Origin of the sequence: Caballeronia glathei, assembly GCF_000698595.1 — a bacterium.
GTDB classification, from domain to species: Bacteria; Pseudomonadota; Gammaproteobacteria; order Burkholderiales; family Burkholderiaceae; genus Caballeronia; species Caballeronia glathei.
Map to the genome: position 1 here is coordinate 1 of NZ_JFHC01000116.1, position 15,514 is coordinate 15,514.

Genomic DNA, 15,514 nt, shown 5'->3' on the forward strand with positions numbered 1-15,514 from the left:
GGATATCGGCTTTGCGATGGGAGCAATGGGCACTGACACTGCAATCGAGACAGCCGACGTCGCGCTGATGGACGACGACCTGAGGAAAATTCCCGCCTTTATCCGCTTGTCGAAGGCTACGCATTCCATTCTCGTGCAGAACATCACGCTGGCGCTTGGCATCAAGGCGGTCTTCCTGGCGTTGACGCTCGCGGGCTACGGGACCATGTGGATGGCTGTGTTTGCTGACGTTGGAGCGAGTCTACTGGTGGTCGGTAACGGCCTTCGTCTGCTGCGCAAGTGACCACACGGACCGCGTTCATGATGAGTTGAATCAAGCTGAGATGGCGATAGGAGGAGCGGGACGAATGCTTGGCGGCCGTGGTGGCCCCAATGGGTGCCAACTGCGCTTGTAAAGGGTGTAGCCCGACTCGGCCTGGGTACGACGCTTCTGTCCTGCGCGGAAGCGAAGGCTCGCTCAGCAGGGGCTAGAGCGTTGGCTGTTGACATCATCGAACGCCGACTTCGTCCGGCCGATGAAGTATGCGGAAGCCGACTGACGCAGTGGACCGACCGACGTTTGGCGAAGTAGTCAGTTTGCGCAGCTGAGTGCAGCGAGAGCGAGTAGTCTCAAGGAGCCGCTTCTGGTCTCCGCTCGCCGGAATGAAAAACCCACACGCAGCACGGCGGCGATTCGAGAGTATGTCGGCTGTGGTCCAACACCTGCCGCAGCATCTTGTATCTGAACGTCACGTTCAGGAACCGTTATGCAGCGAGTGCAGATGCCGAACCTTCTCGAACAGCCACTGAAACACCGATTGGCCTTTTTCCTGCACGGAGGGAATCGCAGTCGTCAGTTTGCCGAGCCTATCCTGACGGTAGGCCAGTAGCTGACACATCTGCTTCGCAACTTCGGGATGGTCCTTCAAAAACGACGTCATGTCGTCTTTGCCCAGCTGATACAGCACCGAGGGCGTGAGTGTCGCAATGGACACGTGCATCGCTAGTCCCGCGAGCAGTCCCGCCTCCCCAAATGCTTCACCGGGGCCGATTCGGGCAATTTCCCGGTCGCCTGCCAATTCGCTGAGCCTCACGGAAAGCACCCCGGAGTGCACGATGGAAAGACTGTCCGGCACCGTGTCAGGTGCCAAAACCTGCTGGTCTGCCTGATACTCATGTCGGGAAAGGCGCTTCGCGAGCCGTGTCACTTCATCCGCTGTCAGGCTCTCGAATAGAGTCACGCGCTTCAGCAGCGCTTCTTTTGCGTCAGGCGCGGTAGTAGCTGGCCCGGCAACGCCAAGCGCACGCAGTGTCACGTCTGAGGCTGCAAGATGCCGGTAGCAGAGGTCGAACAACTCGTTGGATACGGCAAGTTTCTTGTTCATGTCGTCGACAAAGGCTACGACCTCATATTGCACCGAGTTCAGCGTAGTCCGCTTCATGCGGGCAAAAGGAGCAGGTGTGTCAAGAATGACGTTGCAGCCAGTGAGCGCACGGCCTAATGCATCGAGCACCGTCTTCGGCCGCGCTTCCGGGTCTATTTCAAGGACGAGCGAGAGGCCGTGAACATTTGCTGGCCTGCTGTTGTTGGAGATTTTTGCCTTCGACGCGACCGCGTTTGGCACAATAAGCGTATTCCCCTCGCCGGTCAGCAAATGGGTGGCGCGCCAGTTCATTTCGACCACCTTGCCTTCGACGTCATCAATCACTACCCAGTCACCGACAGAGTAGGGCTCCGTGGTATTGAGCACGATGCCCGCGAACACGTCGCTGAGTGTGCTCTGGATAGCGAGACCCAGCACGATAGCCAGCGCACCCGATGTAGCGACGAGGCCACGCACCGGCAGTTCGAGCACGAAACCCAGTGCCGCCACGACTGCGGCCAGAAAAACCACGGCGCCAAACACGTCCGAGAATAGTCGCTGCCTTCGCCAGGCTTTTGGCAGCAGCAGCGTGTCGAGCGACAGAGTGAGCAGCCGCGCACCCATCAGCCACCAGATTATTTCGAGCACCTGTCCCAACCAGTGCAGCTCGGCCGCGCTCTCGGGGGGCGCTTGCGTGAAGGGACTCAGGCCGGAGGAGAAAAGCACCCAGTTCAGTGCGGAAAAGAGTGCTAGCCGTATGGCGAGCCGGACGAGTTCATTCGGGGGAATCCGCAAGCGCCACACCGCGACGTCGAGAGCGACGATGCCAAATCCCAAAATCAGCGGATATTTCACAGGCGCTCCCCTATGCCCCGATGGTGGCAAAGCCGCCCATCGATGTTGATGTTCAGGATGCGAGCTCGCCGGCATTTGCGCATGTAAGACGGAACAGTCTTCAACACCGAAAGCGCCGAACACAACGACTTCATACTATTGGCGTATGGCCAACTTCAAGGCTTATCGACGCATTCTACTGCGTCACTCAACCTGCTTCAGGACAGCCTCGGGACTCGCGCCTGTCCGCGAAGTCGTCCTGCGGCGCTAACCGTTCGAACACGGGGGAATGGGCCGACCTCCGGATTGCCCGCGTGTCCCTGGGGAGTGACCAAGTCGTTGCTTCAGTAGCCCCGAATCCCGGGCTTTTCCAGCAGTGAAAGTTGTTATCGACCGTAGACTCGATTGCCAGCTTTGTCGATAACCTCGGATGCCTCTCTTGCTGCTGCTCGGCCGCTGCACTTGCCATGTCCCGCGCCGTCTCGAAACCCTTGGTCCAAAAACGACGAACCCATCGCAGCAAACCGGCGATGTTTTTGACAGACCTTCAATTGCAGGGCTGTCCAGTGATTTTTGTTTTGGCTACTATAGTGGACATTGGTCAACTATGAAATACGAGGCGGTACGATGTTTATTCGCGATGCAGGCTTGGATGACATTCCAGCCATCACCTCGATTTATAACGATGCTGTGCAAAACACGACGGCAATCTGGAACGACAAGCTTGTCGACGTAGCAAACCGCAATCAATGGTTGACGGACCGCCACAGGCAGGGTTATCCGGTCTTGGTATCAGTCGATGATGCCGACGAAGTCCTGGGGTATGCGTCGTTCGGAGACTGGCGGGCTTTTGACGGCTATCGACATACGGTGGAGCACTCGGTCTACGTGCATTCCGGTCATCGCGGCAAGGGCATTGGAGAGGCGCTGATGCTCGCGTTGATTAAGGAGGCAAGTGGCATTGGCAAGCACGTCATGGTCGCCGCCATCGAGTCGGGCAACAAGGGTTCCATTCGGTTGCATGAGAAGCTCGGCTTCGAGCATGTGGGTCAGCTGCCGCAAGTCGGCATGAAGTTCGGCGAATGGCTTGACCTCACCTTCTTACAGCTGATTCTGGACGACCGCGAAAAACCCGGCAATTTCTGAGCTTTTGTCGGCTGGCTCGATGCTCGACGTGCGGACCTCACCAGTGCGCGGGTCGCATCAGCCAGACCCCAACTTTCTTCCACCCCATGACGATGCCAGCCGCAGGTGAACTGCTCATCTTTGGACTCTTGCATTCCTCAAGAGAACGGGTGCAAACCCAGCCAAACCGGCGATTGGACCGAGCACAAGCAACCAGGCCGAATCGAGGCCGACCGTCTCGAACAGCGTCGTAGCTGCTGAAATCGAAACGACCGTTATTGCGAAGCCAATGGAGTTCTGGATTGCCAGAGCGCTTCCTACGAGCTGCGGCGGACACGCCTTGGCTGAGAGAGCCGAGAACTGTGGGGAGTCCGCGACCACCGTGGCACCCCAGACCAGAAGCAAAACAAGGATTGGCCCGGCGCCTGCATCGCGCCACATCAGAGCGAACAACACACAGCACAGACCTGAAGTCGCAAGCGCACCTGCGGCGACGCGGGCCCCGCCAATTTTTCGGGAAAGGATGCCTCCTGCGATACAGCCCACCGCGCCCGCAGCGAAGATAAAAAACGAAAGTCCGGCTACGCCTCCAGCGTGAATGCTATCCGCCAGAGAAGAGCGAGAAACGTATAGAGGAACCAGCGTCCAGAACGCGTAGAGTTCCCACATGTGGCCGAAATAGCCGAACGCCGCGCCCCGGAAATCGGGGCGCTTGATAGCGTCCAGGACACTGAGCGACGCCGATCCAGCAGGAGTTTCCTTCGTCCGACGGGACGCCTTCGGCATGTGGGGCCCATCGCCCAGTAAAAAGATCAGGATGCCGGCGAGCACTGCCAAGACTGACGACGCAATGATGATGAGTTGCCACGGCAAATCCGAGCCCACCACCTTCAGAGCGTGTGGCAGCCCCGAGCCGACAGTCAGCATCGCCACCAGTTGTGCCAGCGCCGGGCCGGTTTTCTCCGGCACCCAGCTGACGACCAACTTCATTCCCATCGGATAGATGCCGGCCAGGCATATTCCGACGAGGAACCGACATATCGCTCCAGAGACAATTTCAGTTGCAAACAACGCGAACATCGCGTTGAAGACAGCTCCGAGCAGAGCGCTCAACACGAATATGGAACTCGCGCGGAACTTGTCAGCGATGCCGCTCACTGACATGACCAGCGTGCCGAGGATGAAGCCGGCCTGCACCGCACTGGTTAGCCACCCAATATCCGCCGCAGTGGCATGCCACGCGCGCGTTATTTCAGCCGCGGCGCCGTTTGCACTGAACCACAAGGACGTTCCGAACAATTGCGCGAGGGAAATTACCGTTACGGGGCTGACACGCTCGGCGAGGATTTGCCGGACGCCCGTACTTTCTGCTTTTGCCAAAGGAGCACCTCCTGTTTGTCGTCGATGGCGAACGCTCCCGCCATCGTTTTGTAAAGCGACTAAATCAGCGAGCTGACGGGCTAGTCAAAACGGCTTGGCCGGTCGCTGAAAGCAGGCGAGTGCCAGCGCGGCCCAGTACCGAACACCTGCGGGATGAGTTCATCATTGAAGTCGTAGCCTGGATTGTGTAGGCCCGCTTCTCCGCCTCCGCCAGCCAGAACATACGTCCCCGGTCGGGCCTCCAACATGAAGCCAAAATCCTCCGAGGTCATGTTTGGCTCGAAATCGGCATGAACGCGTGCGTCACCGAATGTTGAGCGCAGCACAGCCTCGCAGAACTCGGTCTCGGCCTTCGTGTTGATGGTCTCCGGGTAGTATTGAAGGAACTCGGTCTCTATCCGCACGTAATACGATTGAGCGGCACCTTGGCAAAGACGGTCCACCCCGTCCTTGACTTCGCTCAGCAAGCGCGAAGACAAGGTGCGAATCGGTGTGTCCATCATGCCCGCAAGCGTGCATTCGACCTTTATAGCGAGACGCATAGTCCCGCAATCAAGGCGTGACGGTCGCGAGACTCGCGGCCGCGTTGCCGACGCGATGGAAGTTGCGCGCGTAGTAGATGAGCGCGTCGGCTTCGCTTCGCGTCCGCGTCGCTTCGATAGTGCAGAAGAAGACCGTGTGGGTGCCAACCTCGGTAGTGGAATGAACCGCGCAACCCAGCGCGCTGATTGCGTCCGCCAGAACCGGGGCGCCGCTTTCGAGAGTGTTCCACTCGCCGCACGCATAGCGCTCGTCCATGCTTAGGTCTTTGGTCGCAAAGCGCGCGGCAACGTGTTGCTGGTCAGCCGACAGAACGTTGACGCACAGCACTCCGTTCTCTCGGATGATGGCGTTGTTACGACTCGACCGATTGATACATACAAGCAGCGTGGGCGGGTCGTCCGTAACCGCACACACCGCCGAGGCGGTGCAGCCCGCCTTGCCCGCAGCGCCATCGGAGGTAATCACGTTGACGGATGCCCCCAGGCCCGACATTGCTTCTCGGAAAGTTGCCTTGTTAATCATGACTTTCATCAAATCGAATGAGTGTTTTGATATCAAGCGTTCTGTTCAAAGCCACCGCGGAACTCTGCTGCGGGATGCGACTGAGGCAGCCGTGCGTGGCCGAAGAGCTTTTCTCGGAAGGTTCCGTCGCGATAAGCCGTCTTGTATGCGCCTCGCTCCTGCAGAATCGGAATCAAGAGGTCGACGACGTCATCGAAGCATTCAGGCGCCACCGTGCGCGACAGATTGAAGCCGCCGATACCGGTTTCATCCACCCACGCCATCATCAGGTCCGCAATGCTCTCCGCCGAACCCACCCATGGCGTCTGGCGGCTACCAAGAACCATCTGTTCAAGCAGCTTCCGGCGGGTCCATTGCGGACCTGCGGTTCGCGTCATCGCTTCAACGTTCGACACGATGGCCTGGCTTTTTTGCGTGTCGATGGGTTCGTCAATGTCATAACGTGAGAAATCGATACCCATCGAGGCGGCAGCATGGGCAAGCGCAGCCTCCGAGCTCACGTAGCGTCGGTAGTCTTCTAGCTTTTCACGCGCCTCCTCGTCGGTGCGACCAAGCACGAGCGATGCACCCATGAAAACATTCACGTCGTCGGCACCACGCCCATACTGAACGGCCTTCTGCCGGATGTCGGCGACGATTTCCTTGATGCCCTCCTTTTTCTGCCCATTCACGAACACGCACTCGGCATGTGTCGCGGCGAACTGCCTGCCGCGCGTCGACGAACCCGCCTGATACAGGACAGGCGTGCGCTGAGGCGAAGGTGAGCAGAGGTGCATCGCATTGACTCTGTATTGCGCACCTGTGTGCTGGATGGTCCGAACGCGGGACGGAGAGGCATACACGCCTTTCTCGCGGTCGTTCAGCACTGCGTCGTCAGCCCAGCTTCCTTCCCACAGCTTGTAGACGAGCGACATGTATTCGTCCGCGAGGTCGTAGCGGTCGTCGTGAGCGAGCTGATGGTCGATGCCGATTGCCCGTGCCGCGCTGTCCAGATATCCCGTGACAATGTTCCAGCCGATGCGGCCACCGGTCAGATGGTCCAGCGTCGACATACGACGCGCAAACAGGAACGGCTGCTCGTACGTGAGGTTGCACGTGACACCGAAGCCTAGGTGCTTCGTGACGGCCGCCATTGCAGGAACAATCATCAGAGGGTCGTTCGCCGGCACCTGCACAGCGCCGCGAAGCGCCGCGTCGGCGTTGCCGCCGTAGACGTCGTATACGCCAACGACGTCCGCCAGGAACAGGCCATCGAAGAGACCCGTTTCAAGTTTTTGTGCATAGTCCATCCAGTACTGAAGCTCCGTATACCGCCCAGACTGGTCACGCGGGTGGGTCCAAAGACCTTGTTGGATGTGGCCCACACAGTTCATGTCGAACGCGTTGAGGCGGATTTCTTGCGGCATGGTCGTGTCCTATATTCGGTGAGTGCGTAGCACTGCGAGTCCCACGCGATGCAAATCTTGGTCGTTGCGTTTACTATAGTGGACGTTCGACTACTGTCAAATTAATTCTGATCAAGGGTTTACCCTTATTAATCGGGGCGCGATAGCGGCTCGCGCGAGTGTGTCCGGGTTGTCCGCGCTTATAATGCGTTGCTCTGATACACACCTGACGATGAGGACTTTGGAGTGACGAGTGACCCGACTGACGCCATCGCTACGCGCATCAAAATCGAGCGTGAACGGCGAAACTGGTCGCTCTCTGAACTCGCAGAGCGGTCAGGCGTATCCAAAGCGATGATCAGCAAGATTGAGCGAGGCGAAGCCAGTCCGACTGCGACGGTGCTCGGGCGGCTTTCTGGCGCCTTCGGGCTGCAACTGTCGACGTTGCTCGCACTGGCAGAGCAAGCTGGACTGCGGATTAGTCGGGCGGAGGCACAGCCTGTTTGGAAAGACCCAGAGACGGGCTATACGCGGCGCGTGCTTTCGCCGCTAAATGGTTCGGTACTCGAGTTGGTCGAAGTCAACTTGCCGGCGCGCGTGAGAGTGTCGTACCCTCCGTCCGCGTTCACCTTCCAGCATCAGCAAATCTGGGTGACATCGGGAACGCTGGTTTTCGAGGAAGGCGAAGTCACGCACACGCTCAATTCTGGAGACTGCTTACAACTCGGGCCGCCCGTTCAGTGCACATTCGTCAATCCGACTGATGATGCTTGTATCTACGTGCTCGGTCTGGTGAAGCGGTAGTTCGGATTCTTGCTGACTTCGAAGTGCGCGCACGAAAGGCACATGCGGTGCGCCGGTCACACGCGAATGGGACGGAGGCGTCACTCTGGACGGACTGCCAAAAAAATTTATCAAGCTCTGAAGTTAGATAAGAACCAGTCTCAGCTTTGGAGTGAAGATGGCCTATGGAAGCGTCACTAGTCCACTCAGAAAGCGATTCGACAGGCTTATCGTCGCGATTAATTCAGGAACATATGGTGGTACCGTCGGCACACGCACAGACGCCTTCTTCAATGACTTTGCCGTTGCGACAGGTACGCCCATCAAGCGACGCCAACCGGCAGGCGTTGTCCTGCACTTTCTGGAGATCTGCTCGAACTGTTTCACCGTGGCCATTTAACGCGTGAGAGACAGACGGCGTCCGCTGTTTCCCGATCGCGATTACGTTTCCTCGCTCACGTTGGCAGGAACTGCCGAAGAAATTCTGGGCACGCTCTCGCGACAGAAAGGCCTAGCAAGCGCTGTTGATTTCGTTGCCGACGACTACAGAGGGAAAACGGAGACCGACTCCGACAAGAAGCATCGGAAGTTCATTACCGACATTTTGAATCACCCGAAGAATCAAGCGAAGCATGCAGGCGACCCCACGAAAACGGGTCCATCTCCTACGAAATGAGTCGCTTTCGAATCTGGCTACGGGAGAACCCGGATCTTTAGCTGGTCGCAGAAACCGCAACCGAGATAAGTCGGGTTATCAACGGTGCGGTTTCTGCGCACAGTTGCCTTCCCGCACTTCTGCCGTCAGCGTCCGCCATTTTCACCAGTTAAAGCCGCCGCCAATGCCGATACCAATACTGATGCGCGGTGGGTAGCCCGGGCCGCCGTAGCCTTCGTACGGCTGCTGCGCGGCGACACAGCCCGTGACGCCGGCGACTAGAGCCAATATGCCGAATAGCCGAATCATGATCTTCTCCCGTTCATTACAGAGCATAGGCGTTGGCAAACGATGCGCGCCGAAGATCGGCGTGCCGCCGAAGTAGGGGAGGAGGCACGATCTCCGTCCGGCGAGCGAAGAAAAGCCTCCAGGAGAGCGTCGGTTCCGATTTCGAACTGGACCGTGCGGGTGTGGTGGCTCGCTGACTGGTTGATGACCCGGTATCGCGCTGTCGGCACGCGCTGTCGGCACCGATCGCAGCTTGTTGGAACCGGCTTGCTCCTTTGCATGTCGATCGGCGTAGTTGGTTTTCAGAAATTCCCGTTGTTCGGCGCTCGCGAAGCGGTAGATCCATGTATCAGCATCCAGACGGACATGGAGTTGGAAGAGGCCTTCATCGTTCCAGTAAGTACCAACCGGAATGTTCCAGTAGGCGTGGGTGACCCTATTTTTTGTGCGCCCGAAGACTTGCCGCCGAAAGTCATTCCACGGGGCCGCGAAGTCCTGCTCAGCCCAGCCGTTGTGCTCGATCGCGTGGCTGATGCGCGCGCGGAACAGCTCCGGCCACGCAAGAGCTGCTTCGATCGCTGCCGCAAGGTCCCTGCGTACAGGCCGGTGCTCGCGCCTCAAACCAGCGATGATCGCTGCCGTCGAACTGGATCAGCTCGCCCAGGCACGCACGCCGGTTGCGCGGCTGGTGCACCCGCGGTGGACGATCCTTGCGCGGCACCCACAGGCCGGCGGCCGTCATCAGCGTGCGCACCGTCTCAACTGCCAGACTGATGCCGTGACACTCGTGCAGCTTCTCGCACGTCAAGGTCGGCCCAAAATCCCCGTAGCGCTCGCGGATCAGCGCGAGCGCCCGTTGCGCCTTGCCGGCAGGAAACTGGTGGTTGCCCACGCGCCCACGCTTGCCCGACACGAGGCCCGCCACGCCGGCCGCATCGTAGCGCGCCACCAGCCGTTCGACCTGACGCACGCCCAGTCCCAGCCGTTCGGCCGCCTGGCCAGGTTTGAGCCGTGCTTCGCTTACCGCCTGGATGACCTTGAACCGGTCAACCTCGCGCATCGTCATCGTGATCGTCCCAGTCGCATTCATTGCCGGTGCTCCCTGATGGGATTCCGGCGATCATCCCGCAGCCCCGGAACACGACATCTGTATTTAGTGGAAACACGACATTTCAATAAATCTACTACAACCAAAAACACCGCTAATTATCGATTTATGTAAGCTTGCCCAAGAGCGAAGCGCCCCCCACCCATTGGGTTACGGCCTGCGCCGTGATGCCATCGGTAATACTGGTCAACCTTACGGGGCGCGTTTTTGCACCTGCGCACACAAGCGTCAGTACAAGAGAGTCGATGGTGTGTACGTTTCCCTCCAGATCGTATGAGAAGTTCTTGCTGCGCACGATGGCAGCGATCGCGTTACCCGCCTGCGCCGTCACCGAAGTGAGACGGCGCAGGCCGTCGTACGCATAAGTCTGGTGTTCGACGCTAGCCATAATTGAGCCGCCGTAGCGTCACAGCTCTATTTCAAACGGTGATCGTCTGACCGTCTGCCAAGAGACCTCGATCAGCACGCCCCGAATCTGTTGCGCAGCACGGCCCGAATCAACTTCCTTCGAAATTCGCCGTCCGTGCGGGCAGGTGATAGCAACAACCTCGCATTGGAGGTTACGTTCCCGGAGGTCTAATCAAGGCGAAAACATCAATGCGCTCGTGGCCCGTCAATCATAGCGGTCACGAGCATCCCATCGCGTCGTAAGCGATCGGGTCGACGATTCGTCCCATCGGGCAATTGACCCGCTCAAACGACGGGCGGCATTTAACCTCGGACTCTAACTGCAGTTCGGACTAAAACCGGGGGTAGGTCAGTTGTACCCAATGCACACACCCACTGGGGATGTTCGAAGGTCGGCTTCGCACAGGTGGATAGCTGGAATGAACGCCGCCCTCCCTCCGGGGACACAGTGGCTCGGCGATGGAGTGCGATGACTGGAGCACTTTCAGAATTGACCCGTGCCGCTGTGCCACAGTGTCGTTGTTGCCAACACTTGAGGGGCGAGAAACCATCATGGATACGACGACCTACGGGCTGGACATCGCGAAGCGGGTTTTCCAGATGTATTGGGTGGAACCGGAAACCGGCGAGATCATGAACCGGCGTTTTAGCAGACAACAGCTCATCGAGTTTCTCGGCCAGCGGGTCGCGGGACGGGTAGCCCTTGAGGCTTGCGGAAGTGCTCACTGGTGGGCCCGCAAGATAGCAGCGCTGGGTCATGAAGTCATTCTGCTGCATGCCAAATTCATTCGCCCATTCGTTCAAAACAATAAGACTGACGCGGCGGATGCTCGAGCGATATGCATCGCCGCACAACAACCAGGCATGCGCTTTGTGGCACCGAAGACGGCGGATCAGCAGGCAACCCTAGCGTTGCATCGTCTACGCTCACTGCTGGTCAAGTCTCGCACCATGCAAGTCAATCAGTTACGCGGTCTGCTGTACGAATTTGGCGTAGTGCTTACTGCGGGTCGCGTCGCTGGCCTGGCGGATGTCCGCGAGCGTCTTCACGAGGTTGAACAGGTAGTTCCGGGCACACTGTTCGACGCTTTACGTGACCAGCTCCAACTCATCGATCGAATCGACGGCGATATCAAAAAACTGGAGAAGCAGTTGGCTACCTGGCAAAGACAAGAGTCGGCATGCAAAAAAATAGCGGGCATTCCCGGTATCGGCCCTTTGACGGCCACCGCCCTGGTCGCGACAATCGGCAATCCTGCTGCTTTCAAATCAGGGCGTGAACTGGCAGCATACCTCGGACTCGTTCCAAGGCAGACCGGTACCGGTGGCAAGGTCCGGTTGGGCGGCATAAGTAAGCGAGGCGACAACTATATACGGATGCTGTTGATTCACGGGGCACGCGCCGTTTTGTTTAAAAGCAAGAACAAGGGACCCTGGTGCGATCAAATATTGCTGAGGCGGCCCGTAAATGTGGCGACAGTAGCGCTGGCAAACAAAATGGCACGAACTGCGTGGGCATTGCTCGCTCACGATCAAACGTATCAACATGACTACGCGGCCATGCGACAGGCTGCCTAGCGTAGCAAAACACCGAGTCGCAAGCAGGCTGGACGGTTGCGAAGGTACATAACGACGTGATGGCGAGATAGGTTGGACCGCAAGAACATAAGCCTGATTGACGCTGTGCGCTTCGAGCGCGCTGGATAGTAGAGGCCGTTCTTGGCGCATTCCATCAGGGCGCGCAGCGTTGGCTGCAGACGCCGCATATAAGCCTGCAGCCAAACCCTCATCGAGCTTCACAGCGATATTACCTTGCAAGCCGGGCGGCGTTCATATAAGCGTCAAGCAGGACGTCCGGTTTACCGACAAACATCTTGGCCGGTCGGTCGAGGTGATTGTCGCTGCGTCAGGAGGGCATGGTTGTCGCTCCGTTCGGGTTGTCAGTGGGTAATTGACGGCGGCGCTCTTTCTGTTTGTCGCTGGCTGTGCGGCGCCGATAGCTTTCGACATTCAGCTCGAAGATCGTCGAGTGATGGACGAGCCGGTCGATGGCGGCCACCGTCATGCCGGGGTCAGGGAAGACGTCATTCCAGCCGGAGAATGGCTGGTTGGCGGTTATCAGAAGACTTTTCCGCTCGTATCTTTCGGCGATCAGTTCGAACAGCACGCTGGTTTCGGCCTGGTCCTTCCTCACATACGACAGATCGTCCAGGATGATCAGGTCGAACCGATCGAGTTTGGCGAGTGCCGACGGCAGTTGCAAACTCTGACGCGCAACCTGGAGCTTCTGCACAATTTCGCCGGTCCGGGTGAACAACACACGATAGCCGGCATCGATCAGGGCATGTCCGATTGCGCTTCCAAGATGGCTTTTCCCGCCGCCAGGCGGCCCGAACAGGAGAATCGTGGCGCCTTTCTCAAGCCACGAATCGCCGGTGGCCAGCGCCATCACATGCGCCTTCGAGACCATGGGCACAACGCCGAAGTCGAAGGTGGCGAACGTCTTGGTCGGATCCAGATGCGACTCGGTGCGATGACGCTCGATTCTGCGTTTGGCCCGCTCGGCGAGTTCATGTTCGAGCAATGCACCGAGTAACCGGGAGGCCTGCCAGCTTTCCTTGTCTGAGCGTTCGGCGAAGTCCGGCCACAACCGGCCGATGGTTGGCAGGCGCAATTCGTTGAGCATCAGCGCGATACGGCCTGCATCGTAGGCGGCGTTCATGCGAGCACCTCCTCATCGAGCAACGTGTCATAGAGCGCGGCGGACGGCATGTCGACGACAACCACCGGACACTCGGCCTGGCGCGGCGCGAACTCATCGAACAGCGCCTTCAGGTCGGGCAGTTCACCGAGTTCGAGCAATGCATCGAGCCTCTGCGCCAGTTGCGCCTCGACGCCGTGGTTTCCTGCTAGTTCGAGCAGCCCCACCATGGTCTTGCATGCGCTGCGCGGCGTCAGTGCTACCTCGAGCCGCTCCCAGGTCCGCCGGTAGGCTTCACGCGGAAACAGATCGTCACGGAACGCAAGGCCCCTGAAGGCCTGCGGCTTGCGTTTGAGTGATTCGATGAAGTGCCGGTAGTCGATGCCGCGACCACGCCGTTTGCTCGTGTGCGTGGCTCTCGCTGTGCTGTGCACGAGCGCGCCAGACAGATAGCAATCGAGCCGGTCACTGTAGAGGCGTACCTTCAGGCGATGACCGATCAGCCGCGACGGCGCGCTGTACAGGACGCAACGCACGGTGAACGTGCCGCAGCGGGTCACGCGCGCCTCTTCCTCAACGAAGTCGGTGGTACGGTGCTCAGGCAGGTCCAGCAGGTGTTCGCGTTCGATCTGGAACGCTGCTGAATTGCGCCGGTTGCGGCGCATTACCACTCCGCGCACGAACTCGTCGTACGCGGCGCGGTCCGCGAAGTCGCGATGACCTCGCAACTCCAGGGCCTGATCGACCTGATCCTTCAGATAGCGATGCGAGGACTCGACGCTGCCATTCTCATGACCCATGCCACGGTTGTTGCGCGTGCCTTCCATCCCGTAGTGCTCGAGTAGAGCCGCATAGCGAACTGTGAAGTCTTCCTCTTCCTGCAGGTTCCTGAAGGCCGCCGACAGGCTGTCGGAGCGATGTTCGCGTGGGCAGCCGCCAGCCTGCCACAGCGCGTTCTGCAATCCCGTCGCGAGCGCCTGGAAGCTCTCCCCGCCATCGACCACGCTGGCGTACTCCCAGCGCGAGAACGCCAGCACGAAGTGATACAGCAGGTGGTTGAACGGGATCCCGCCAATCGTTACACACAGCTTGCCCATGTGCGTGAAGTCCGACAGGCCTCGTGCGCCGGGCTGATATGTTTGAGGGAAGAACACTTCCTGGTTCGGCCCTTCGAGCGCGCGCCACTGGCTGACATGTCGCTCAAACGTGCGCCGCATGCTGTCCGGAAAGCGCTCAGGATGGTCCTCCTGCAATTTACGCAGCAGAGTGATCGCCTTGAGCTTTGGCGCAGCGCGTAGCAATGGGACCACTTCGCTCTCCCAGACATCGTCGAACGGATCTGGGCGCGAGCGCCAGTAGCGCCGCGGCTGCTGTGACGGTAGTCCGGCTTCGTGTTCGACACGCCGCGCCGTGCGCTCGCTCATGCCTGACTTCGCCGCAGCGAGCTTCTGTGGATGGTGTTTGCGATGGTTCATGTAGAGGCGGACCTGCTGGTCGGTGATGCGGCTTCCAGACATGGGCTGACCGCCTCTTTTTAGGTTCAGTCAGCCATCCTAAGCCTCGCCGATCCGGCGCCGCCGGCAGTTCGTCGTCTCCGGCGGCTACGCCGCCTCCGACTCCTCACTACCGGCCAAGATGAATGTCGCAACACCGGACGTAGTCATTGTCGCCCCCCACACAGGTACCCGGTGCGCGGGGGGCGAGACACCGGACTGACCGGCCGTTGTGCCCTTAACAGCGGTCGTTGGGATATCACGCGCCCAAACGGAAGCCCAGGGGCGACACCGGGAACTGAAGGTCAAGAAGCTGGGTGAGCCGTTATGGGAGACGATGAGAAGCTTTGAAGGTAACATCACTTCTCCTCGGATAATCCGTTCTTGAGTCACGTTCCTAGGTTTGAGAGCATTTCTCAAGATGCATACTCTGATTTGAGAGATACATCCTGGTGGAGTTGAGCCCAGCCCATCCTATAGCGGGCCTTCAGACCCAACTCGCGAGCATCTCCTTGATGCTCCCCGGAGCCAGCGTCGCCCGTCAGCCGTTCGTCCGAGGCGCTAACCTCGCCGCCTCGCCCGGGGTCTCAAGACTATCCCACAGTCCCGGGGTATCCCGTGGCCGCTGCCGTTGCTTGCCCGACGAGCCACGCGGCAACCCTGAATCTGGCGGTTGCTTTTAGTATCAGGTGGCACCGCGGGGATGATTCGACACTCGGGCACTCTGTTCTAAATTCTCATTGCCTTCCAGCTTCATTTTTTGATTCATTGATTCGGGTAACTCTTCCGCGGACGGTTGCGCACTTACAGGTGAATGCGGCGCGCTTTCGCGCGGACCATTGAATGTCGGCCTACGCACCAGGCCCCTGCCTTTCAGGTACAGACTTGATCAGTCAGTGGTGTGCATCAACGGCCACTCGTGACCTTGCCCCCGTTCGACGAATCC

General features: G+C 59.0%; 12 protein-coding genes and 2 pseudogenes. 4 read left to right on the top strand and 10 right to left on the bottom strand.

What is annotated here, in order from left to right:
• Positions 1–283 (top strand): annotated as a pseudogene (locus BG61_RS35930) (heavy metal translocating P-type ATPase); the annotation flags it as partial.
• A 451-nt stretch (positions 284–734) separates the two neighbouring features.
• Here BG61_RS35930 and BG61_RS35935 read toward each other — a convergent pair.
• Complete coding sequence (locus BG61_RS35935; RefSeq protein WP_035924750.1) at positions 735–2,198, bottom strand: mechanosensitive ion channel domain-containing protein; 1,464 nt, start codon at positions 2,196–2,198, stop codon at positions 735–737.
• Between the two features lie 606 nt (positions 2,199–2,804).
• Here BG61_RS35935 and BG61_RS35940 point away from each other — a divergent pair.
• Positions 2,805–3,323, top strand: a complete 519-nt coding sequence (locus tag BG61_RS35940) for a GNAT family N-acetyltransferase (protein WP_035924748.1) — start codon at positions 2,805–2,807, stop codon at positions 3,321–3,323.
• Positions 3,324–3,437: 114 nt separating this feature from the next.
• Here BG61_RS35940 and BG61_RS35945 read toward each other — a convergent pair whose 3' ends face one another.
• From BG61_RS35945 to BG61_RS35960, 4 genes are all read right to left on the bottom strand, one after another.
• Positions 3,438–4,682 (bottom strand): MFS transporter, encoded by a 1,245-nt coding sequence (locus tag BG61_RS35945; protein ID WP_035924746.1) that lies wholly within the window; start codon positions 4,680–4,682, stop codon positions 3,438–3,440.
• Positions 4,683–4,762: 80 nt separating this feature from the next.
• A complete protein-coding gene (locus BG61_RS44900; RefSeq protein WP_035924744.1) occupies positions 4,763–5,224 on the bottom strand; it encodes a M20/M25/M40 family metallo-hydrolase in 462 nt (153 codons plus the stop codon).
• A 10-nt stretch (positions 5,225–5,234) separates the two neighbouring features.
• Entirely contained in the window at positions 5,235–5,756 is a 522-nt protein-coding gene (locus tag BG61_RS35955) for a flavin reductase (protein ID WP_306434142.1), read from the bottom strand.
• A 23-nt stretch (positions 5,757–5,779) separates the two neighbouring features.
• Positions 5,780–7,153 carry an LLM class flavin-dependent oxidoreductase gene (locus tag BG61_RS35960; RefSeq protein WP_035924743.1) on the bottom strand — a complete coding sequence of 458 codons (1,374 nt, stop codon included), beginning with the start codon at positions 7,151–7,153 and terminating at the stop codon, positions 5,780–5,782.
• A gap of 225 nt (positions 7,154–7,378) precedes the next feature.
• Between BG61_RS35960 and BG61_RS35965 the strand changes: the two genes are divergently transcribed.
• Entirely contained in the window at positions 7,379–7,936 is a 558-nt protein-coding gene (locus tag BG61_RS35965; protein WP_035924742.1) for a helix-turn-helix domain-containing protein, read from the top strand.
• A gap of 796 nt (positions 7,937–8,732) precedes the next feature.
• On the opposite strand, the gene BG61_RS43480 is transcribed toward BG61_RS35965, so the two are convergent.
• From BG61_RS43480 to BG61_RS35975, 3 genes and pseudogenes are all read right to left on the bottom strand, one after another.
• Complete coding sequence (locus BG61_RS43480; protein WP_129572016.1) at positions 8,733–9,479, bottom strand: hypothetical protein; 747 nt, start codon at positions 9,477–9,479, stop codon at positions 8,733–8,735.
• Positions 9,454–9,948: pseudogene (locus BG61_RS35970) on the bottom strand (helix-turn-helix domain-containing protein); the annotation flags it as partial. The gene BG61_RS43480 and the pseudogene BG61_RS35970, both read right to left, overlap by 26 nt.
• Before the next feature lie 124 nt (positions 9,949–10,072).
• Entirely contained in the window at positions 10,073–10,354 is a 282-nt protein-coding gene (locus tag BG61_RS35975) for a hypothetical protein (RefSeq protein ID WP_035924741.1), read from the bottom strand.
• A gap of 572 nt (positions 10,355–10,926) precedes the next feature.
• On the opposite strand from BG61_RS35975, the gene BG61_RS35980 reads away from it, so the two are divergent.
• Positions 10,927–11,952 carry an IS110 family RNA-guided transposase gene (locus BG61_RS35980; RefSeq protein ID WP_035924805.1) on the top strand — a complete coding sequence of 342 codons (1,026 nt, stop codon included), beginning with the start codon at positions 10,927–10,929 and terminating at the stop codon, positions 11,950–11,952.
• 328 nt (positions 11,953–12,280) lie between these two features.
• Here the strand turns inward: BG61_RS35980 and istB are convergent, their stop codons facing one another.
• Entirely contained in the window at positions 12,281–13,096 is an 816-nt protein-coding gene (gene istB / locus BG61_RS35985) for an IS21-like element helper ATPase IstB (protein WP_035924740.1), read from the bottom strand.
• Positions 13,093–14,592, bottom strand: a complete 1,500-nt coding sequence (istA, locus tag BG61_RS35990; RefSeq protein ID WP_035924738.1) for an IS21 family transposase — start codon at positions 14,590–14,592, stop codon at positions 13,093–13,095. Before istA ends, istB begins: the two co-directional genes overlap by 4 nt.
• Between the last annotated feature and the right edge of the window lie 922 nt (positions 14,593–15,514).

Coding starts and splice junctions, on each gene's coding strand:
- BG61_RS35940 (WP_035924748.1), top strand. CDS start 2,805: ATGTTTATTCGCGATGCAGGCTTGGATGACATTCCAGCCATCACCTCG.
- BG61_RS44900 (WP_035924744.1), bottom strand. CDS start 5,224: ATGCGTCTCGCTATAAAGGTCGAATGCACGCTTGCGGGCATGATGGAC.
- BG61_RS35955 (WP_306434142.1), bottom strand. CDS start 5,756: ATGAAAGTCATGATTAACAAGGCAACTTTCCGAGAAGCAATGTCGGGC.
- BG61_RS35960 (WP_035924743.1), bottom strand. CDS start 7,153: ATGCCGCAAGAAATCCGCCTCAACGCGTTCGACATGAACTGTGTGGGC.
- BG61_RS35975 (WP_035924741.1), bottom strand. CDS start 10,354: ATGGCTAGCGTCGAACACCAGACTTATGCGTACGACGGCCTGCGCCGT.
- BG61_RS35980 (WP_035924805.1), top strand. CDS start 10,927: ATGGATACGACGACCTACGGGCTGGACATCGCGAAGCGGGTTTTCCAG.
- istB (WP_035924740.1), bottom strand. CDS start 13,096: ATGAACGCCGCCTACGATGCAGGCCGTATCGCGCTGATGCTCAACGAA.
- istA (WP_035924738.1), bottom strand. CDS start 14,592: ATGTCTGGAAGCCGCATCACCGACCAGCAGGTCCGCCTCTACATGAAC.